We start from the raw sequence: 20,788 nt of genomic DNA on the forward strand, positions 1-20,788 counted from the left end.
TAATCAGGCCCACGTCGAGGCGGGGTCACGCGCCAGACGTTGCAAGGCAAATACATCAACAATCAGGGCTACGCTGCCATCACCCAAAATGGTGGCGGCAGAAATACCCGGAATTTTTCGATAGTTCGCTTCCAGGTTTTTGACCACGACTTGGTGCTGGCCGATCAGATGATCAACCAGCAAGGCAAAGCGCATGTCTTCGGCCTGCAAGATAACGGCAATCGCACGGGTGACATCTTTTTCAGCTTCTTCAACCGAGAAAATGTCCCGCAGGGAAATCAGCGGCAGATACTCACCGCGCACAAACATCACGTGATCCGTGTCGGACACGCTACGCAGTTGCTCTTCGGTCGGCTGCATGGATTCGGTAACGTGGGCCAGCGGCAAAATAAAGACTTCATTGCCTACCTGGACCGACATGCCATCCAAAATGGCCAGTGTCAGTGGCAGAACGATACGGGTTGTCGTTCCCTTGCCCGCACGCGAGTACAGTTGTACGTGACCACCCATGCTCTGGATGTTGCGTCGCACCACGTCCATACCCACGCCACGACCGGAAATTTCCGTCACCTTGTCGGCGGTGGAAAAACCAGGGGCAAAAATCAGTTGCCAGACTTCGTCGTCCGGCATGCTTTCGGTCACTGGCAGCCCCGAAGACATGGCTTTTTTCAGGATACGGTCGCGGTTCAAACCTGCGCCGTCATCCACCACTTCAATAATGATGTGGCCGCCTTGATGCTGAGCAGACAAGGTCAGCACGCCCTCTTCTTCCTTGCCTGCAGCCAGACGATCCTCAGGCATTTCAATGCCGTGATCGATACTGTTGCGCACCAGGTGAGTCAGGGGGTCAATAATGCGTTCAATCAGGCTCTTGTCCAGTTCAGTGGCCTGCCCTTTGGTGACCAGACGAATCTTCTTGTCCATGCGTGCTGCGCTTTCACGCACCACACGCGGGAAACGGCTGAATACGTAATCCATGGGCATCATGCGGATGGACATCACGGACTCTTGCAGATCGCGGGCATTGCGCTCCAGTTGCTCAATACCGTTGAGCAAACGATCGTGGACCACAGGGTCCAGCGTCGAGGCGGTCTGCACCAGCATGGCCTGGGTAATGACCAGTTCGCCCACCAGGTTGATAATCTGGTCAACTTTTTCCACGCCCACACGGATCGTGCCCGATTCTTTCGGGGCCGCTGGCTTGGCAGGCTTGTCCGCCGCTTTGGGAGCGGCAGCGGGTGCTGGCACAACTTCAGATTTGGCTGCCTCTACAGGAGCAACGGGCGCAGCAGGCGCCGTAACAACAGGCTCGGCCGGAGCGGCTTGCACTGCAGGTGCAGCGGGAGCCGGCGCTGCGGCGACAGGAGCCGTTGCCGGCGTGCCAGCAGCCTGACCAGGAACGGCACCAGGCTTTACCGACACCTGATCCGCATTCAAAATAAAGCAGCACACCGCCAGAATGTCATCGGCAGTGCCCGTAGTCTCCAGCCAGATATCCAGGCGTTCGCCCTCGCGCGTTTGATGAACAATCGTGCCCATCAATTCCATTTCTTGCTGCAAGGCCTCGGCATCTTTATCAGATACCGGCCCCATCGACACCCACAGCGGCAAGCCATCGGCGCTAACTGGCGCAGGTTCGGGCTCAGGTTCAGCCAACAGCGCTTCGGCCCCTTTGGTGTCCGTAGCCAAAATGCCCTTTTGTTCCAGGGCCAACTGCCTTAATTGCTCGCAAATGCGTCGGTACGCGTCCTCATCGGGCTCCTGTTCCTCGCGGTAGGCATTGACTTGTCCGGTTAGCACGTCCTTGGTTTCCAGAAAGAGGTCAATCATGTCCTTGCGCAATTGCATTTCGCCATTACGGACCAGATCGAGCAGGTTTTCGAGTAAGTGGGTGGTTTCAGCCAACTGACCGAAACAACCAAAAGTGCCTGCACCGCCCTTGATCGAGTGCGCGGCCCGGAAGATGGCATTGAGCTGATCGCGATCAGGCTCGTCCAGATCCAACTCCAGCAGCAAGCGCTCCATGTCCGCCAGCAACTCATCGGCTTCATCGAAAAAGGTTTCGTAAAACTGACTCAGATCTACGCCGGAGCTCATGAACACTTCCTTCTTGGTTATGGCTTAGAACAACAAAACAAAAAGCACAGCCCCAACACGTAGGGTTTACGGCACCACCGGCAAGGCAGAAGGCAGTTCAGGCATTCCGGGGAAATGAATACTGATGGGCCCCTCGGATTCCTGCATTGCTTCGCGCAAATCAAACTCCTGCGAACCGCTTGCGCTTTGCTCATCCATACGTCGTTCTGCACGGCTATTGAGCACGAGCAGGCTGATACGTCGATTTACGGCTGCGGCAGGGTTATCTTTAACAAGGCTCACACTATCGGCCAAACCCAGGACCTGCTTGACTTTGGCCTCGGCCAGTCCACCGGCCACCAACTCTTGTCGAGCCGCATTGGCGCGGTCAGCCGACAGCTCCCAGTTACTGTATAAACGCTCGCCGGTTGCGTACTGCGTGGAGTCGGTATGACCGGAGATCTGGATGCGGTTGGGCATCTCGTTCAAAGGCGAACTGAGCGAGCGCAAAATGGCTCGCATGTAAATCTGCACCTGCGCACTGCCCGTTGCAAACATGGGGCGGCTTTGGCGATCGATAATCTGAATGCGCAAACCGTCCTGAGTCATGTCCAGCAGCAATTGCGGACGGAACTCCTGCAGGACGGGGTCAATACGGATCAGCTCTTCCAGAGCAGACTTCAGATCTTCCAGGCGTTCCACATCCAGGCGATCATCGGCCGCCTGGCCAGAGTTGACACCGGGATGGGGATTAGGGACCAGGCTGGGCTGGCCACCCGGAATGACACTGCGTGAAAAGTCAGCCTGATTACCGCCGGAGACAGCATCCATCAAAGGCATGCGAAAGTAATCGGCAATTTCCTTCAAGTCCTGCTTGGGCACCAGTGACAGAATCCACATCACCAGGAAAAAAGCCATCATGGCGGTCATAAAGTCCGCATAGGCAATTTTCCAGCTACCGCCATGATGTTCGGCATGCGCTACCCGCTTGCGGCGGATAATGACTCGGTCCTTATGATTGCTCATGGGCGCGTCCGCTTAAGCTTTACGACCAGCACCCGAACGGGCCTGACGCACATGCTCTTCCAGTTCCTGGAACGAAGGACGGTCCGAGGAGAACAGCACTTTACGGCCAAACTCGACAGCCAACTGGGGAGGATAGCCATTCAGGTTGGCCAGCAAGGTCACCTTGATGCACTCAAGCACCTTGACCGAGTCCGAGGTACGGCGCTCGATGGTGGCCGCCAAAGGCGCCACGAAACCGTAGGCCAGCAAAATACCCAGAAAGGTACCCACCATGGCCTTGGAAATCAGGTCAGCCAGCACGGCCGGTGGCTGATCGACCGAAGCCAGCGCCTTAACCACTCCCAGCACCGCCGCCACAATCCCGAACGCGGGCAAGGCATCGGCCACTTCGCGCAAAGCGCGAGCAGGCACGTTACGTTCATGCTGGTAGGTTTCGATGTCCTGATCCATCAAGGTTTCGATTTCAAACGAGCTCATATTGCCGCTGATCATCAAACGCAGGTAGTCAGACACAAAGTTCATCAGCGCCGGATCTTTGACCACATTGGGGTAGTCCGCAAAGATAGCGCTCTGTTCCGGGTTTTCGATGTCGGCCTCGATGGACATCATGCCGTCACGACGGGCCTTGTTCAGCAGCACGGACAACATCCCCATCAGCTGCATGTACAGCTGCTTGTTATAGGGACTGCTGCGAAATGCAATCGGCAAGGCTTTAGCCAGCAGCTTGATGGACTTGCCGCTGTTGGACGCAAAATAGGCCCCCAGGGCCGCACCACCAATCAGCAGTAATTCAAAAGGCTGGTAGAGCGCACCTAAATGCCCACCCAGCCCCACAAAGCTCCCGAAAACGGAGACGAAAACAATGATATATCCAAGGAGAATAAGCACGGATACGCCTTCTTCAAATACACGCTGCTAATGATGGCGGCAAGCAACCGAGCTAAAACGACGCGTTAACGGCCTTTTTCCAGCCTAGATCGACGCTTCCAGTTGCCTTGACACTTTCGGATTCTTATCAGATCGACATCAAAAACCAGCACTGATCCGGCTTTGCTGCACACTGACGATAAACGCTAGGCTTAAACGGGCACGTCCACTTTGCTGCTGACGTGCCCATCAACCCGGGCTTGAGGGTCCAGTACCTGCTCTGGTTTTCGGCTTTTGCTGGTTGCGGACTTGCTGGTACTGCGGGCTTTGCTGGCACGCGTCTTGCCGGCCCGTGGTGGCGGGCGACAAATAGCGCAGATGAAACCGGCCTCAGGATCGTGCGCATGGGCAACAAAGCCCCCTTTGCAGCGCTCGCACTGGGACAACTGCAACAGGCCGCTGTCAAAAAAGCGCAGCAGCATCCAGGCACGGGTAAAGCTGAGAACCGGCTCCTCGTCCGGTCCCATCTCCAGGCGTCCTGCCGAAGATTGCTCCAGGTACAGGCGGTAGGCCTCCACCAGCGCACGGCTTTTGTCGCACGGCGTATGGGCGGCCATGAACTGGTAAATGCTGTAGAACAGGCTGGAATGAATATTGGGCAGCCAGGTCATGAACCAGTCCACCGAGAACGGCAGCATGCCCTTGGGTGGCGAGCAGCCTTTGACTTCCCGATATAAGCGGGCCAGCCGGTCGTAGCTCAATGATGTTTCTGCTTGCAGCACTTGCAAGCGCGCCCCCAGCTCAATCATGTCGGAAGCAAGCCCAATTTCCTGGGCTTCTTTGGCGACGCTTTTTATAGCCATAGTTCTTGATTTAATTAATTTTTTTAAAGCCGCTTTAGCCGGCTTGTTCTGCCGTCGCACGTTGAGACAGAAGAATGGTGGAGTGGGCCTGCTGCAATACCCCTCCCAGCACGTTTTGCGTCAAGGTCGTGAGCAGGTCGTAATCGTTGAAGCGAAAGCCGCAAATCAACGAGCTGGAGCTAGCCAGCTTGACCAGTTGGGCGGGCGACAGACGCAACAAAGTTTCTGCCACATCGGTGTCGAAGCCCAAACGGAACATGCCTGCCGAAAAATTCTCCCGCAGCAGGCGCTGCGCGAGTAACAAGTACGACAAATTGACTTCCTGAATATCATTCAGCAGCGAATTTTCCGATACGGGCATGTCAGCCATCCTTGTAAAACTGTTAATCAGCTAGTTTCTTGTAACAAAACACATTTAAAATATATAAAGTTACATAAATATGTATCATGCCTTGCAATGTATTGCATGAATATATTTTTTACATTATCGACGTTTCTGACACAGCCTGTCTATAAATGCTCTAAAAACATGAAAAACGTCGAACATATGCAATAAATGCATCAAGACACAGCAGGATATTATCAGATGCTCACTTAATGTTGTAGATATAAACTAGATGTAACATGACAAAGATCAAAACGTTATCGTCAAATTTATGTTTTGTTGCATACATTAAGCATTAATTAATGCATATCTCCATACAGCTACGCTCAGCCTCTGCCTAAAACGATGCTAAATATCGGATAATCTTCTGGTGACTGGTTCCTCAATACCTAACGCACCCGTTTTGTAACAGCCCATGGTTCCTGCTGCTTTTACGCAACGTCTGTTCGCCCTGTGCCTGACTTTGATGCTGGCCGCATGCGCGCACACCCCTTCGGCCCCTCCTTCTGCGGGCAAGACGGTCACCGTCCATGAACAGCGGCGTTCTGCTGTCGTCATGTCGGCGCTGACCTTGCTGGACACCCCTTACCGCTATGGCGGACGCGAGCCCTCCACCGGCTTTGATTGCAGCGGTCTGGTGCACTATGTGTTCAGTCAGGAGGCCAGCTCGCCCATTCCACGGCGCAGCAGCGATCAGGCCGGCGCAGGACGCCGTATCAGCCGCTCGCAGCTACGTCCGGGTGACCTGGTGTTTTTCAATACGCTGGGCGCTCCCTATTCGCACGTAGGGATCTATATAGGGAAACAACAATTCATCAATGCGCCCTCCAGCGGTGGGCGCGTACGAATTGATTCTATGGATAACCCCTACTTCGCCAAACGTTTTGAAACGGCTCGAACTTTCTTTGATTGATTAATCGTCGAGTCCGCGCAGGGATTGAATCGATCAGGGCCCCATTGCCGGGGCCCTTTCTTATTAATTATTTACGTCGTCGGAACGGTGGCGTATTGCTCGGCCAATTCTATAAAGGCCTCCAATTCAGGGGAACGGCCTGTTTCTTCCTGCATGATGGCCGCCACCGCAGGGGCCACACGTTGCGCCAGACGGGCATCCAGAAACAACAGCCGCGAACGACGAGCCAACATGTCCTCAACCGTGCGTGCATATTCAAAACGACAGGCAAAGCGCACCATCGCCGCGCTTAAACCCGGGGCCAGTTCCTGATCGGCACCTGGCAAGGTCTGCACCCAATCAGCCTCACTGCCATAGGCATCCAGACCGGCCGTGCTACTTAAGGAGCGCCTGCCCCCCACGTAGGAGGCACCGACCAATCGTTGATCCTGTGTGCGGCAGGCTGGCAGAGGGCTCAGCAGGCCCGACTGCTGGCAACGCTCCAGCACATCCTCTGCCATCGCTCGGTAGGTGGTCCACTTACCGCCGGTGACCGTCAACAAACCATTGGTACTGACCGTAATGCTGTGTTCACGGCTGATGGATTGAGTTTGGCCTGCGGCCGATTCTGCTGCGGGACGCACCAAAGGCCGCAGCCCCACCCAAATACTGCGCACATCTTTGACCTGAGGCGCCTTTTGCAAATAATTGGCGGACTCTTTCAGAATGAAATCCACTTCCTGCGCCAAGGGGCGAGGCTCCAGCGGGATATCGTCTCGGGGCGTGTCGGTGGTCCCTAAAATCAGCTTGCCCAACCAAGGCACCGCAAACAGCACGCGCCCGTCATGAGTGCGCGGAACCAATAAGGCGTGTTCACCCGGCAAGAACTCTTGATCAACCACCAGATGCACACCCTGACTGGGCGAGACCATAGGCCGCAATTCACGACCAGCCTCCTGGGCATCCAGCTGCCGCACCTGATCGACCCAGACTCCTGTGGCGTTAACGACACAGCCAGTTTTGATTTCGTACGTCTGACCACTTTCCTTGTCCTGGCAACGCACCCCGGATACACGCCCTTCGCTGTGCAAGACCTCCACCAGCGGGCAGTAATTAATCAGCAAAGCCCCGTTCAAGGCCGCTGTACGCGCCAGCGCCAATGCCAGCCGAGCATCGTCAAATTGACCATCCCAATACTTAACGCCGCCTTTCAACCCGTTTTGACGCGCTCCGGGCAGAATCTGCCGTATTTTGGAGGCACTCAGGAACTGGGTATGCCCCAGGCCCTCGCGCCCGGCCAGACCGTCGTACGCCATCAAGCCCACCCCATAAAACGGGGTCTCCCAACACTTGTAGCTGGGCATAACAAACGGCAGGCGCTGCGCCAGATGGGGCGCATTGCTCAGCAAGTGCATGCGTTCGCGCAAGGCTTCGCGCACCAGGCTGACATTGCCTTGTGCCAGATAGCGCACTCCACCGTGCACCAGCTTGGTGGCCCGCGACGACGTCCCTTTGGCAAAGTCCCAGGCTTCCAGAACCACCACGCTTAAACCGCGCAAGGCCGCATCCACCGCCACGCCCAGGCCGGTTGCTCCACCACCCACAACGACCATATCCACCTGGGTCGTGCGCGCCAAGGCGCCCAACATCTGTGCTCTATCGGTCAATAAGGGGGAACTTAATGTAGTCATAAGATAAGAAATCGGCCCTGAAATTAGCGGATACCCAAAAAACACTGACTGGCTCGGGATTTACCCTGATTTTAGCCCCTGAACTTTTACCGTCCAGTGAAACTTGTTTGCTCACGTATCAGAGCCCCCCGCCACCGGACACAGGCCGCACAGAGCCGGTACACTGTGACCTGCTCTGCACTTACAGCCCTATTCGCATGACATTCATACTTGCTCTTGATCAGGGAACCTCCAGCTCGCGCAGCCTTATTGTGGCGGCAGACGGCCGCATTCTGGCGCAGGCGCAGCAGGAAACCCAGCAATACTATCCACGCACAGACTGGGTGGAGCACGATCCCCAGGAAATTTTGGACACGCAGTTTCAGACCGCCCGGCAGGCGATCGAACAGGCTGGCCTGCGCCCCCAGGACATTCATGCCATTGGCATTACCAATCAGCGTGAAACCACGGTGCTGTGGGACCGGCGTACCGGTCAGGCCCTGCACAAAGCCATTGTCTGGCAAGACCGGCGTGCCGAAGACTTCTGTGCGCAATTGCGTGAACAAGGCCACGAGGACCTGATTACCCGCAAAACCGGCCTGCCCATTGATGCTTACTTTTCAGCGTCCAAACTGCGCTGGCTGCTCAACTCTGTGCCCGGCGCCCGCGAACGTGCTGAGCGCGGCGAACTGGCTTTTGGGACGATAGACAGCTGGCTGATCTGGCACTTGAGTGGTGGGCAGGTCCATGCCACCGATGTCAGTAATGCCTCGCGTACGCTGCTCTACAACATCCATACCCAGCAATGGGATGATGAATTACTGGCCCTTTTTACGATTCCCGCCAGCCTGCTCCCTAAAGTACAAGGTTCTGCTTCCGAATTTGCACGCTGCAGCCCAGATGTTCTGGGCAGTGCCATCCCGATTAGCGGGGTGGCTGGCGATCAGCAAAGCGCACTGTTCGGACAAGCCTGCACCTCTCCCGGTATGGCCAAGAACACCTACGGCACCGGCTGCTTTTTATTGATGCACTGCGGCTCGCAGGTTCCGCAATCCCATAACGGGCTCATTGCCACCAGCGCCGCCCATCATGGCGACACCCCTGCGTATGCACTGGAAGGCAGTGTTTTTATCGGCGGTGCTGTTGTTCAGTGGCTACGCGATGGGCTAGGAGCTCTGGAACATAGCGCCCAAGTCGAAGAGCTGGCCCGTAGTGTGCCCGATGCCCAAGGTGTGCGACTGGTCCCGGCCTTTACCGGGCTGGGAGCGCCCTATTGGGACGCCCAGGCACGCGGCACTATCACCGGGCTGACCCGCGCCTCCACCATGGCCCACATCGCACGAGCCGCTCTGGACAGCATTGCCTATCAAAGCGCGGCTGTCCTGCAAGCCATGAATCGAGATGTTCAGGCAAATGGTGGCCCTGTCCTGCACGAGCTGCGTGTCGATGGCGGAGCCTGCGCCAATAATCTTCTGATGCAATTTCAGGCAGATTTGCTTGGCCTGCCCGTCGTGCGTCCCGTTAATATTGAAACCACCGCTTTGGGAGCCGCTTATCTAGCGGGCTTGGGCAGTGGCCTGTATGCCGGTCTGCCCGAAATAGCAGCCCTGTGGCAATGCGAGCGCATTTTTGAACCCACCATGTCCCGTGATGAGGCGCAAAGTCTGATGCTCAGTTGGGAACAGGCCGTGCGCCAGGCACGAACCTCTTGAATTTGCTGTATTTTTTGACGGAAACACCATGCTGCAAAAAATCATACTAGGCATTGCCATCTTCTTGCTTGTGATGCTGGGCCTGACCTTTGGCGAGGCCATGTTCAGCCATATTGCGTCTTACCTGGGCTTTCTGGTCCGGGATTTCGCCGAGCTGATGCAGGAGCTGCAAAAGTACCTGATGGTCCACTGGGGCAAAGTCTTGATCGCTTTGCTGATCACCGTTCCCTTGGTCATCTGGATTTCCAAAAACAAAAAAGATGAAATGGAAAAACCCAATAGTCACCGCAAGATCGCCATTGTGCTGGCCATCTTTCTGGGCTGGTTGGGTGTGCACCGTTTTTACCTGGGCCAGATCGGCATGGGTTTGTTGTTTCTGGTGCTGTTTGCCATCTGGGCCCCGCTGGCTTACTTCCTGGCCCTGATTGATGCCCTGCGCTATGCCTTTATGGGCGACGACGATTTCAAGCTGATACGCTGATTTCCAAACGGAGACGGGGCCCATAAGGGAAAACGATAAAGGCCCCTCTCCTGATTCTTAATGCCTTGATTTCAAAGCAGTAAATTCAAGGCCATACCTTTCTGGTATAGAAACAAACCTTTTAAGTCTTGGAAAGCGCGCCCCTGCCTCGTGTTCAATTCACTCAGGGGACACACGCCATCCCTTGAACGACATGCAGACCCGGCCCAGATCACAAGTGTGGAGCCCTTGCTGCAGGATCTGGTTTTAGATCCTTTTCTCTTGCGCAGCACCCTGACGGGATCCGCATTGGCCCCCTTCGCCCCCGCTACCACGCTCGCGTTCCAGGCCTAGTGTGTTCGCACAGCCCTGACTTGCATCAGCGCCCCTCGGACCGCGAGTGTCATCACAAACAAAAAATAGATTGAGACACAAGAAAATGCGACGCTCTACACATACCTGCTTGCTACGTAGCTTGCTGGGCTTGGCACTGGCTGCGTGCAGCCTGTCAGCCACAGCAGCTACAGATACCCAACGCCCCAATATTCTGCTGATCGTGGCCGATGACCTGGGTTACTCAGACATTGGTGCCTTTGGTGGCGAAATCGCCACCCCTAACCTGGATGCCTTGGTTAAAGACGGGGTGGCCCTGACTGACTTTTACGCTTCCCCTTTTTGTTCGCCGACCCGCGCCATGCTGATGTCCGGCGCAGACAACCACCAGGTTGGCTTTGGTGGCATGGCCGAACTGATGACACCGCAGCAACGCGCCCTGCCCGGCTATGAAGGCTTTCTTAGCGACCGCGCCTTACCCTTTCCCTTGGTCTTGCAAGACAACGGGTATCGCACCTATATGGCCGGTAAGTGGCATTTGGGCGTGAAGGAAGAAGTAGCTCCGCCCAATCGCGGCTTTGATCAGTCCTACGCCCTGATGCATGGGGGAGCCAGCCACTTCGATCAAAGTGGCATTATTACTTTTGATGCCAATAAAGCCCCCGTAGCCCTGTACCGGGAGAACGGCAAAGAAGTGCAGTTGCCCAAAGACTTCTACTCCAGTGAGTTCTTTGCCTCTCGCCTGCTGTCCTACATCGATGCAGATACCCGCAAGGATCAGCCCTTTTTTGCGTATCTGGCCTTTACCGCGCCACACTGGCCTCTGCACGCCCCCGATGAGTACATCCGCAAGTACGAAGGACGCTACGACGCCGGTTATGACGTACTGCGCGAAGAACGCCTGGCCCGCATGAAAAAAATGGGGCTGGTGCCACAAGACATGCAAGGCTATGTCGGGAATTCCGCCTGGCCACGCTGGAAGGAGCTGAGCCCGGAACAGCAGCGTTTTGAAAGCAAGCGCATGACGGTGTATGCCGCTATGGTGGAATCCATGGATGCACAGATTGGCCGCGTCATCGAGCACCTGAAACAAAGCGGACAGTACGACAATACCGTGGTTATTTTCCTGTCGGACAATGGTGCGGACGGCAATACCGTCCTGGACGAAGGCGAAACCCGTGCCTGGGCGCACAAGCACCGTGATAACAGCTACGAGAACACAGGCAAACCCGGCTCGTTTGTTGAATATGGTCCAGGCTGGGCGCAGGTGGGCTCCACGCCTTTCAATTTGTACAAAGCCTTTATGTACGAGGGCGGCATTTCGGTACCCAGCATCATGCGTGTGCCCGGTGGCAAACGACAAGGTGAGTTCGTGCGCGCTCCTGCCCATGTAACCGATATCGCCCCGACTATTCTTGCGCTGGCCCAGATCGAACAACCGAAAGGCGAATACCAAGGCCGCGAGGTGATTCCGATGCAAGGAAACTCCATGGTGGACATGCTGACTGGCCGCAGCGAGCAAGTGCATGAAACCTTCCGGCAAGGTTGGGAGCTCAATGGCCGCCGCGCCATGCGCTTGGGCGATTGGAAAATCGTCTATGCCAATGCGCCCTGGGGCAAAGATCGCTGGGAGCTGTTCAATATTGCGCAAGATCGCTCCGAGCTGAACGACGTGTCGGACAAGCACCCCGAAAAACTCAAGGAAATGATTGCCGAATACGAGCAATATGCTCAGCGCAATGGCGTCAAAGACTTTGAAGGTCTGGCGGCCCGTCCGGGCTACAGCAACAGCCTGAACTATTACAAGGATTTGGATGAACTCCTTTAAGCTCACACGAGCCAAGGCGTTGCTAACGGTAGGCGGGCTGCTGGCGGCAGTCCCGCTGGTCGCCCCTGCCCAAAATGGCTCCGAATCCCTCCCTGCCCCCCAGTCAGCCCATGATTGCCAAGCTTATAGCGGTATCCCGGCAGGCTTTGGTCCCGCCCAGCCCGGAGCGGCCAACCAGGCCGGTCTGGTTGCCATAGCCGGGGGGCGATTTTTGATGGGCTCGGACGAGGGCTACCCGGAAGAGCAGCCTGTCCACCCTATGGAAGTCCCGGCCTTTTTGATCGACCGTCACGAAGTCACGAATGCGCAGTTCGCCCGCTTTGTGGATGCCACCGGCTATATGACCCAGGCCGAACGCATGCCGGAGTTTCCGCCACAGGCTCGTGTTCCGGAACAGTACCGTCAACCTGGCTCGGCGGTCTTTACCCCTCCAGCCGCCGATCATGATCATGACAGCCACGGCAAACACGGGCAGCACGGCACCACGCAACAGAACGCCTACAACTGGTGGACTTGGGTGCCCGGAGCCAGCTGGCGTCATCCCAATGGCCCCGGTACGAATCTGAACGGGCTGGAGAACCACCCGGTTGTCCATATCGCCTACGAGGATGCCCAGGCCTATGCCCAATGGTTAGGACGTGATCTGCCCACCGAAACGCAATGGGAATTTGCCGCAAGAGGTGGACTGGAGGGAGCCACTTACCCTTGGGGCAATACGCCGGAGCTAAAGGGGCGCTTGATGGCCAACACCTGGCAAGGGGATTTTCCCGCGAAAAACCTGCTGCGTGACGGCTATGCAGGTACGGCCCCGGTCGGCTGCTTCCCGGCCAATCAATACGGTTTGTGGGATTCGGTAGGCAATGTCTGGGAATGGACCCGTACAGCCTGGAGCCCGGACCATGCCCGTCAGGCCGTTCAAGGGGCGCCTGCCTCAAGACTAGAGGCGGATGACAACCCCACCAGCCGCGTCATCAAAGGGGGCTCTTTTCTGTGTGCAGCCAATTTCTGTGTGCGCTACCGACCCGCTTCGCGTCAGCCTCAGGAAACTGCCATGTCTACTCAGCACGTGGGCTTTCGCACAGTGCTGAATGTGGTGAATCAATCCGTATCTGCGGCCCCCTAATACGCAGGTAAACATCTGCTACAGGACGAAAAAAAGACAATCCCCTCGTTTTTGACGAGGGGATTGTTTACGACCTGCAGCGATTCATTCACTCCATCCGACACCGTCAAGCGGGCTGGGGGGCGGACTTAGCCACGTTTTCCTGAGCCTGATGATCCAGGGTCTCTCCCACACTGTCCCACGCGGTCTGCAAACTATCAAAAACGCGGTGCGCATGAATCTGCTTGGACAAGCCCATCCGTACTAATTTGCGCGAGACCCGCTCATTGGCTTCGCATAAGGCCACCATTACCTTGCGCTCAGCCAGTTCGGCCAAGACAGTCTCCAGGGCCTGCATGGCCGTCGCATCCACAAAAGGCACGTAGTTCAGCCGCAAAACAATAGCCCGCACCGACTCGGGAACCGTCAGCAAAGAGCGGTTCACCGCTTCCACACTGGCAAAGAAATAAGGCCCTTCCAAGGTCAGTACGGAAATATCCTGACGCAGTTCCTGGCTGAGCGACAAATCCAAGGCCCGTTGCAAACGCCGCCCTTCCAGTGCCCGTACCTGCACCCCGTCCGAGGTACGTTTGAGCACATAAAGCATGGCTAGAATCACCCCGATATTGACCGCCACCACCAGGTCGGCAAACACGGTCAAGGTGAAGGTCACCCACAAAATGAACAGGTCTGCCACGGGCAAGCGGCGCTGCAAACGTAGTACCAAGCCAGCCTGACTCATGTTCCAGGCCACCATGAACAAGATGGCTGCCAGTACCGTCAAAGGGATGTAGGCGGCCAACGGGGCCAAGAGCAGTAACACCAGCACCAGAAAGATCACATGGACCACACCGGCAATCGGGCTATCTCCCCCGTTACGGATATTTGTGGCGGTACGGGCAATGGCACCGGTGGCTGCAATGCCGCCAAATAAAGGCGAAAGCACGTTAGCCAAACCTTGGCCGATCAATTCCTGATTGGAGTTGTGCCGGGTACCGGTCATGGAATCCGCCACGACGGCTGACAAGAGCGACTCAATCGCCCCCAACATAGCAATGGCGAACGCTGGGCCAATCAGCTCCACGATGCGCGTCATCGTAATTTCTGGCCATTGAAATGTTGGCAGGCCGCTGGGCAAAGCACCAAAGCTGGACCCAATCGTGGCCACGGACTCAAAACGGAAAATGGCCTGAATTAAGGTAATGATGAGCAGGGCCACCAAAGGGCCGGGCAAGCGTGCCAAGGTGGGAATGCGGGGGACCAAGATCAAAATGGCCAGCGACAGGAGACCCAGCACGGTGGTGGGCCAATCCAAAGCTGGCAGATTGTGCAGCAAGAACCACAGCTTTTCGTGAAAATGCTGGCCGACGACAGCAGGCAAGCCAAAGAAGTCGCGCCACTGGCCTACCCAGATGATCACGCCAATGCCAGCCGTAAATCCCACAATGACGGGATCAGGGATAAAGCGAATAACCGCCCCCAGACGCAACACGCCCAGCAGCAGCAAGATTACCCCGGCCATCAAGGTGGCAATTTGCAAGCCGGCGACACCATGCTGCGCCACCACCGAGGACAAAATAACGATGAATGCGCCCGTGGGCCCGGCAATCTGTACCCGGCTGCCCCCGAATAAGGAAACCGCCAGACCGGCAATAATGGCGGTGTACAAGCCTTGCTCTGGCTTGACCCCGGAAGCAATGGCAAAGGCCATTGCCAAGGGCAAGGCCACCACCCCCACCACCAAACCGGCCAGCAGGTTATTGACCCAATGTTTTCGCCCCAGGAATCCGGCTCGACCCGCTTCCAGCAGTGCAATCATCGCGCGTCCTTGTCATGCCCTGCCTGCTCGAAACAGATGAGCAACAAGCCGGGCTTCAACTCAAATGAAGCCTTAATGATACTACTGCGTGTCCAGCCACCTTCACGATAGTGATGGGCTGATTTGATGAAGCATAAAAAAAACCGCCTGAGCTGAACGGCTCCGAACGTTGCAGACCTGCTCAACCTTCGGGGCACACTTCAATTCAGGCGGCGTTCCACCTACAAGCGGCTTATTACGACTCTTTGCGGGTCCGCAGCAGGCGTAAGCTGTTCAAGACCACCAGCAAGCTGGCTCCCACGTCTGCAAAGACAGCCATCCACATCGTGGCCTGCCCGGTCAGGGCCATCACCAAAAATACGGCTTTGATACCCAGGGCCAGACTGATGTTCTGCCAAAGCACCAGATGCAAGGCACGCGACTGACGCATCAACAAGGCAATCTTGCCCAGATCATCGTCCATCAAGGCCACATCAGCAGTTTCAATGGCAATGTCCGACCCCAGGGCACCCATGGCGATACCCACATCGGCCCGAGCCAAAGCAGGCGCGTCGTTAATGCCATCGCCCACCATGCCCACCAAACCCGTGCCCAGCTTTTCCTCGATACGATCAAGCTTGTCCTGTGGCAGCAAGCCACCACGATAATCCTTGATACCGGCTTGCTGAGCCACATGGCGCACGGCTTGCTCGTGGTCACCCGACAGGACTTCCACCTGCACGCCCTGATCCTGCAAGGCACGAATAGCCTGAGTCGTGGTGGGGCGCAAGGTATCCATCATGGCGAACCAGGCCACTAAACCCTGCTCGTCACCCAGATACACCATAGTGGCGCCGCTCTCTACCGCCTGCTGCTCTGCCGCGCTGGACTCTGCCACGCCCCGCCCCAGCACCCAGCTACGCTTACCCAAGCGCAGCAAACCTTCCGAACCTTGAGCCTGAACACCATTGCCAGCCAAAGCCTCAAACTGGTCCAGGCGCAGCAGTCCTGATGCCACACGGCCTCGTGCAATGGCTTGCGAAGCGGGGTGATCAGAACGCTCGGCCAAGGCCACCGCCCTGTCCAGCACTTCGCTATCAGACAGACCACGACGCAAGCTGCCGTATTCGCTCAAGGAAGGCTCGCCCAAGGTCAAGGTACCTGTCTTGTCCACCGCCAAGTAGCGCAGTTGACGAGCCCGCTCCAGATACACCCCACCTTTAATCAAGATACCGGCACGGGCGGCACTGGCCAAAGCACTGACCACCGCTACAGGCGTGGAAATTACCAAGGCGCAAGGGCAAGCAATCACCAGCAATACCAGCGCACGGTAAACCGAATCAGACCAGCTCACACCCCAGATCAGGGGCAAGGCCACGGCCATCAACGCCGCTGCAAACACGACCAACGGGGTGTAGACGCGGGAGAACTGGTCTACAAAACGCTGAATCGGTGCTTTATTGGCCTGGGCTTCCTGAACCGAGCGGGTAATGCGAGCCAGCAAGGTTTCATCGTGAGCGGACTGCACCTGGTAAACCAGTTCGCCCATGCCGTTGATGGTGCCTGCAAAGACCTCATCACCGGGAGCCTTGTCCACGGGCGCACTCTCGCCGGTGATGGGAGCCTGGTTAACCGTGCTTTGACCTTGCAACACTTTGCCGTCCAGACCAAAGCGCTCACCCGGAGCCACACGGACTTGCCAACCGGCCTGCACCTGATTGGCGGGCACACGGTTCCAGTCCCGACCATCTGCACTGACTAGCACCTCATCCGGTACCAGTTTCAGCAAACTGTCCACGGCGTTACGTGCACGATCCAACGAGCGGGCCTCGATCCATTCAGCCAAGCTGAACAAAGACATCACCATTGCGGCTTCTGGCCATTGGGCCAACAGCACAGCACCAGTCACGGCGATACTCATCAAGGCATTGATGTTGAGCTGACCATTGCGCAGCGATATCCAGCCCTTTTTATAGACCTGCACACCACCGGACAGGATCGCCGCCGCCGCCAGAATAATGACCAGCCACTCCGGCGCTGCCAGCCAATGGCTGACTTCAGCCGCCAAGGCCAGTACCACGGCACCAGCAATCCGGATCAGGCCCTGTTTGGCTGACATCAGCTTCACCGGTTCCTCATCTGCCATGCGTGGTTCAAACCCCAAACCGCGCAAGGCTCCCAGCACCTTGTCCCGTGCGCCATCGGCATGATCAACCGTCAACACGCGCTGCATCAAGTCAAAACCCAGGTTTTGCACTTGATCCAGGCGCTTCAGACCTGTACGAATCATGTTTTCTTCCGCCGGGCAGTCCATATCGGCAATGTGCACGACCAGACGCGTGGAAGTGCTGGCCGCCAAGCTGACCGACGGACCCATGGCGGGCGCCGAGCAGCAGGCCGCTGCGTCTGTGTGACGCTGGGCAGACGAATGCTCGTGGCTATGCCCATGATCGTGATCGTGATCGTGATCGTGACTATGGTCATGCGGCTGTCCCGCAACATGATCGTGCTCATGGCTGTGGTCGTGAGAATGCGCTGGCATACTGGCCTTTGCAGCACCCTGCCCCATGGCGGAGCCGACCTTTGAAGAGTTATTTGCTGATGTCATCGCGTTTCCTCGCTTCTTGCATGAGATCAGTAGAAAGCCTAAAGTAACTACAAGGTCAAGCCCTCTGGAGGCACAGCAATGAAAATCGGTGAACTGGCTGAAAAAAGCCACTGCAACACGGAAACTATCCGCTACTACGAGAAGGTGGGGCTGCTGCCCGAGCCCGAACGCAGCGATGGGAATTACCGCATGTATCGCACGATCCACCTGGAACGGCTGCGTTTTATCCGCAACTGCCGCAGCCTGGATATGACACATGAGGAGATTCGCGGCCTGCTGGCCTTTATGGATGGGCCGGCGCAAGACTGCGCCCCCGTCAATGAATTACTGGATGAGCATATCGAGCACGTTGCTGTCCGGATTGCCGAACTGGAACATCTGCAAAAACAGTTGATTGAGCTTCGGCACCGCTGTGGTCAGGCGGGTGGTCTGGAGCACTGCGGAATTTTGCAGGGGCTGGTCAATATGGAGCCGGATCAGGTTCCGGCTCCCAGTACGCATCTGGGTTAACTGGCCATGGGTGCAGGCCTGTTCTTGCTTGTTGTAATTAGGCACGCACCCGTTCAGCCACCCACATACCGCCCAACATCGCAAGGAAAAACAGAATCGCCAACGGGGCTCCAGAGGCCGCCAGCACAACAGCTGGCCCTGGGCAGAAACCTGCCAAGCCCCAACCCGCCCCAAAAATCAAAGAACCGATAATCAAGGGGCGATCAATCTGACGCTGCTTGGGCAGATTCATAGGCTGCCCCGTCACGAACGCACAAGGGCGTCGGCGCGCCAAACTAAACGGCACGAAAGCTACTGCAATGGCAGCCGCCATCACCAAGGCTAATGAAGGGTCCCAAGCGCCCGCCAGATCCAGAAAAGCCAAGACTTTAGCCGGATTGGCCAAGCCTGAAATCAACAGGCCCAGGCCAAAGATCAAGCCGGACACTAAAGCGATGAAATATTGCATGACAGGCTCCTTAGATCCAATGGCGCAACACATAGACGGTCAGAAAACCACTGGCCATGAATGCCAAGGTCGCCGCGAAAGAACGGCCAGACAGACGCGATAAACCACATACCCCGTGACCACTGGTACAACCAGAGCCCAGACGGGTTCCGAAACCTACCAACAAACCTGCCGCCAGCACCCACGCCCAAGGCTGAGCCTGCACAACTGGCACCGTTTCACCCGCCAGGCGGTACAACCACGGTGACGCCGCCATCCCCAGCAAAGCCATCCAGCGCCAGCCACGATCCCCCGTCGCGCTACTCCAGGTGCCAGAAAGCAGCCCTGAAATACCAAAAACCCGGCCATTGAACAGCACCAGTATCGAGGCTGCCAGACCAATCAAAGCACCGCCAATTACGGAACTCCACGGGGTAAATGAACTCCAGTCAATCGTGATCATCAGTGCCTCCCGGCGCGCAAAAGATGCCATATAAGGTTTGCATGAGCGCCAGAACAGCGGGATGCTCCAGGCGGTAATAGACAAACTTGCCTTCTTTACGGCTCTCAATCAGCCCTTCACGCCGCAATACCGTCAACTGCTGAGATAAGGTAGGCTGAGCAATACCGCTACGCTGGGCCAGTTCCCCCACATTGCATTCTCCCTGCACCAAGGTGCACAGAATGAGCAAACGATCGGGATTGGCCAAAGAGCCCAGCAGCCCGCTGGCTTGTCCGGCCACCTTGCGCAGGGCTTCCAGTTCCGTTTGATTCATTACGATCTACCAAAAAACAATATATATTATTATATAATATCTTTTTGTAATTTATAAGCCACAAGAGGTCTGACATGCACCAACCCCAGGTCGCCAGCTTCTTTCACTCGGATACGTCCACCTTCTCGTACGTGGTCTATGCCGCAGGCCAAAGCCAGTGCGCCATCATCGACTCGGTGCTGGACTATGACGCCGCCGCTGCTCGCAGCAGCACCGATTCAGCGCAGAAAATTGTGGATTTTGTACAGCAGCACAAACTGCAGGTGCAATGGATTCTGGAAACTCACGCCCATGCCGACCACCTGTCGGCCGCCGTCTGGCTGCAACAACAGTTGGGCGGCCAAATCGCCATTGGTCAACACATCAAGCAAGTTCAATCCACCTTCAGCCGGATTTTCCATATCGAGGCCGAAATCCGCGCAGATGGCACGCCTTTTGATGCGCTCTTTGCAGATGGGCAGATCTTCCAGATAGGTGATATTGAGGTGGAGGTCATGCACGTCCCTGGCCATACCCCGGCGGACATGGCTTATCACGTCAAAGATTTGGGGGTATTTGTGGGCGACACCCTGTTTCTGCCCGATGTCGGCACGGCCCGTTGCGATTTCCCGGGCGGGAGCGCCAAGCAGCTTTACGAGTCCATCCAGCGCCTCTTGCGCTTGCCGCCCGAAACCGTCTTGTTCATGTGCCACGACTACCCTCCCGATGGGCGGGAGCCTGAAAATAAGTGCACCGTCCAGGAACAAAAAACCGGCAATATCCATGTACGGGACGGCATCAGCCAGGAACAGTTTTGCGAACGCCGCAACGCACGGGATAAAACGTTGGGTATGCCGCGCCTGATCTTGCCCTCCATCCAGGTCAATATCCGCGCAGGCCACTTCCCCGAACCTGAAAGCAATGGGCAGGTGTATTTGAAACTGCCCCTCAACCTACTTTAAGACTGGCTCTTGCTGCGCCTGATCCTACCCGCGCTCAGGCGCAGAACAAACTCTTTCAAGCCTAGCCTGCGTATACTGCCTTTTTCTGCACCCCGAACTTCAGAAGGAAACGACAGGCATGACTTACATAGCCCTCAAACATTTGCACATGACAGCTGCCGGGCTGAGCATTTTGTTTTTTATTATTCGCGCCTTCTGGTCAGTGACAGGCTCATCCTGTTTGCAAAATCGCTTTGTGCGCATTGCCCCGCATGTGATCGACACCATTTTGCTGGTCTGTGGTCTGGCGCTGGCGGGCATGCTGGGGGCAGCGGCCAATCAACCCTGGTTGATTACCAAAATTGTGCTGCTTGTGCTCTATATCATCGTGGGCACGTTTGCGATCAAACGCGGTAAAACTCCGCAGATCCGAGCTATTGCGTCTTTGCTGGCCATTGCGATTTTTATCTATATCGTGGGCGTTGCTATTCGCCACAGCCCCGGCTCCTGGTTCTTCTAAGCATAAAAAAACGGG

At 56.4% G+C, this 20,788-nt stretch carries 19 protein-coding genes; 8 read left to right on the forward strand and 11 right to left on the reverse strand.

Translation table 11 applies throughout. From position 1 onward, the window contains the following. Positions 1-3: 3 nt before the first annotated feature. The 5 genes from cheA to flhD form a co-directional block, all read right to left on the reverse strand. Complete coding sequence (gene cheA, locus AC1RSM_RS08400; protein ID WP_492931321.1) at positions 4-2,097, reverse strand: chemotaxis protein CheA; 2,094 nt, start codon at positions 2,095-2,097, stop codon at positions 4-6. Between the two features lie 66 nt (positions 2,098-2,163). Beyond that, complete coding sequence (motB, locus tag AC1RSM_RS08405) at positions 2,164-3,102, reverse strand: flagellar motor protein MotB (RefSeq protein WP_492931323.1); 939 nt, start codon at positions 3,100-3,102, stop codon at positions 2,164-2,166. A gap of 12 nt (positions 3,103-3,114) precedes the next feature. Further along, on the reverse strand, positions 3,115-3,990 hold the full coding sequence (gene motA / locus AC1RSM_RS08410; RefSeq protein WP_492931325.1) for a flagellar motor stator protein MotA: 876 nt from the start codon (positions 3,988-3,990) through the stop codon (positions 3,115-3,117). A gap of 191 nt (positions 3,991-4,181) precedes the next feature. Further along, a complete protein-coding gene (flhC, locus tag AC1RSM_RS08415) occupies positions 4,182-4,832 on the reverse strand; it encodes a flagellar transcriptional regulator FlhC (RefSeq protein WP_492931327.1) in 651 nt (216 codons plus the stop codon). Between the two features lie 34 nt (positions 4,833-4,866). Next, positions 4,867-5,193 carry a flagellar transcriptional regulator FlhD gene (gene flhD / locus AC1RSM_RS08420; RefSeq protein ID WP_003804716.1) on the reverse strand — a complete coding sequence of 109 codons (327 nt, stop codon included), beginning with the start codon at positions 5,191-5,193 and terminating at the stop codon, positions 4,867-4,869. Between the two features lie 439 nt (positions 5,194-5,632). Between flhD and AC1RSM_RS08425 the strand changes: the two genes are divergently transcribed. After that, positions 5,633-6,130, forward strand: coding sequence for a C40 family peptidase (locus tag AC1RSM_RS08425; RefSeq protein WP_492931330.1), 498 nt, complete (start codon positions 5,633-5,635; stop codon positions 6,128-6,130). 71 nt (positions 6,131-6,201) lie between these two features. Here the strand turns inward: AC1RSM_RS08425 and AC1RSM_RS08430 are convergent, their stop codons facing one another. Then, positions 6,202-7,800, reverse strand: coding sequence for a glycerol-3-phosphate dehydrogenase/oxidase (locus tag AC1RSM_RS08430; RefSeq protein WP_492931332.1), 1,599 nt, complete (start codon positions 7,798-7,800; stop codon positions 6,202-6,204). A gap of 197 nt (positions 7,801-7,997) precedes the next feature. Here AC1RSM_RS08430 and glpK point away from each other — a divergent pair, with 197 nt between their 5' ends. The 4 genes from glpK (at position 7,998) to AC1RSM_RS08450 (ending at position 13,235) form a co-directional block, all read left to right on the forward strand. Continuing rightward, positions 7,998-9,491, forward strand: coding sequence for a glycerol kinase GlpK (glpK, locus tag AC1RSM_RS08435; RefSeq protein ID WP_492931334.1), 1,494 nt, complete (start codon positions 7,998-8,000; stop codon positions 9,489-9,491). A gap of 28 nt (positions 9,492-9,519) precedes the next feature. Continuing rightward, entirely contained in the window at positions 9,520-9,972 is a 453-nt protein-coding gene (locus AC1RSM_RS08440; protein ID WP_492931336.1) for a TM2 domain-containing protein, read from the forward strand. A gap of 418 nt (positions 9,973-10,390) precedes the next feature. Beyond that, complete coding sequence (locus AC1RSM_RS08445) at positions 10,391-12,112, forward strand: arylsulfatase (RefSeq protein WP_492931338.1); 1,722 nt, start codon at positions 10,391-10,393, stop codon at positions 12,110-12,112. Beyond that, positions 12,099-13,235: a formylglycine-generating enzyme family protein gene (locus tag AC1RSM_RS08450; RefSeq protein WP_492931340.1), complete on the forward strand. Its 1,137-nt coding sequence runs from the start codon at positions 12,099-12,101 to the stop codon at positions 13,233-13,235. Before AC1RSM_RS08445 ends, AC1RSM_RS08450 begins: the two co-directional genes overlap by 14 nt. Positions 13,236-13,341: 106 nt before the next feature. Here AC1RSM_RS08450 and AC1RSM_RS08455 read toward each other — a convergent pair whose 3' ends face one another. Continuing rightward, entirely contained in the window at positions 13,342-15,033 is a 1,692-nt protein-coding gene (locus tag AC1RSM_RS08455; protein WP_492931342.1) for a SulP family inorganic anion transporter, read from the reverse strand. 235 nt (positions 15,034-15,268) lie between these two features. Then, positions 15,269-17,554 carry a heavy metal translocating P-type ATPase gene (locus AC1RSM_RS08460; RefSeq protein ID WP_492931344.1) on the reverse strand — a complete coding sequence of 762 codons (2,286 nt, stop codon included), beginning with the start codon at positions 17,552-17,554 and terminating at the stop codon, positions 15,269-15,271. 144 nt (positions 17,555-17,698) lie between these two features. On the opposite strand from AC1RSM_RS08460, the gene cadR reads away from it, so the two are divergent. Further along, the gene (gene cadR / locus AC1RSM_RS08465) at positions 17,699-18,130 is read left to right on the forward strand and encodes a Cd(II)/Pb(II)-responsive transcriptional regulator (protein ID WP_492931346.1); all 432 of its coding nucleotides are present in this window, start codon (positions 17,699-17,701) and stop codon (positions 18,128-18,130) included. Between the two features lie 37 nt (positions 18,131-18,167). On the opposite strand, the gene AC1RSM_RS08470 is transcribed toward cadR, so the two are convergent. Genes AC1RSM_RS08470 through AC1RSM_RS08480 form a run of 3 tightly spaced genes read right to left on the reverse strand, consistent with a single transcriptional unit; the run spans position 18,168 to position 19,333 of the window. Beyond that, positions 18,168-18,578 (reverse strand): DUF6691 family protein, encoded by a 411-nt coding sequence (locus AC1RSM_RS08470; protein WP_492931348.1) that lies wholly within the window; start codon positions 18,576-18,578, stop codon positions 18,168-18,170. Between the two features lie 10 nt (positions 18,579-18,588). Continuing rightward, on the reverse strand, positions 18,589-19,020 hold the full coding sequence (locus AC1RSM_RS08475) for a YeeE/YedE family protein (RefSeq protein ID WP_492931350.1): 432 nt from the start codon (positions 19,018-19,020) through the stop codon (positions 18,589-18,591). Next, positions 19,007-19,333, reverse strand: a complete 327-nt coding sequence (locus AC1RSM_RS08480; protein WP_492931352.1) for a metalloregulator ArsR/SmtB family transcription factor — start codon at positions 19,331-19,333, stop codon at positions 19,007-19,009. Before AC1RSM_RS08480 ends, AC1RSM_RS08475 begins: the two co-directional genes overlap by 14 nt. A gap of 74 nt (positions 19,334-19,407) precedes the next feature. On the opposite strand from AC1RSM_RS08480, the gene AC1RSM_RS08485 reads away from it, so the two are divergent. After that, positions 19,408-20,274, forward strand: a complete 867-nt coding sequence (locus tag AC1RSM_RS08485; RefSeq protein ID WP_492931354.1) for an MBL fold metallo-hydrolase — start codon at positions 19,408-19,410, stop codon at positions 20,272-20,274. 118 nt (positions 20,275-20,392) lie between these two features. Next, on the forward strand, positions 20,393-20,773 hold the full coding sequence (locus AC1RSM_RS08490; protein WP_492931356.1) for a SirB2 family protein: 381 nt from the start codon (positions 20,393-20,395) through the stop codon (positions 20,771-20,773). Positions 20,774-20,788: the final 15 nt, after the last annotated feature.

Source organism: Alcaligenes sp. GW821-FHT11D07, from assembly GCF_058808495.1.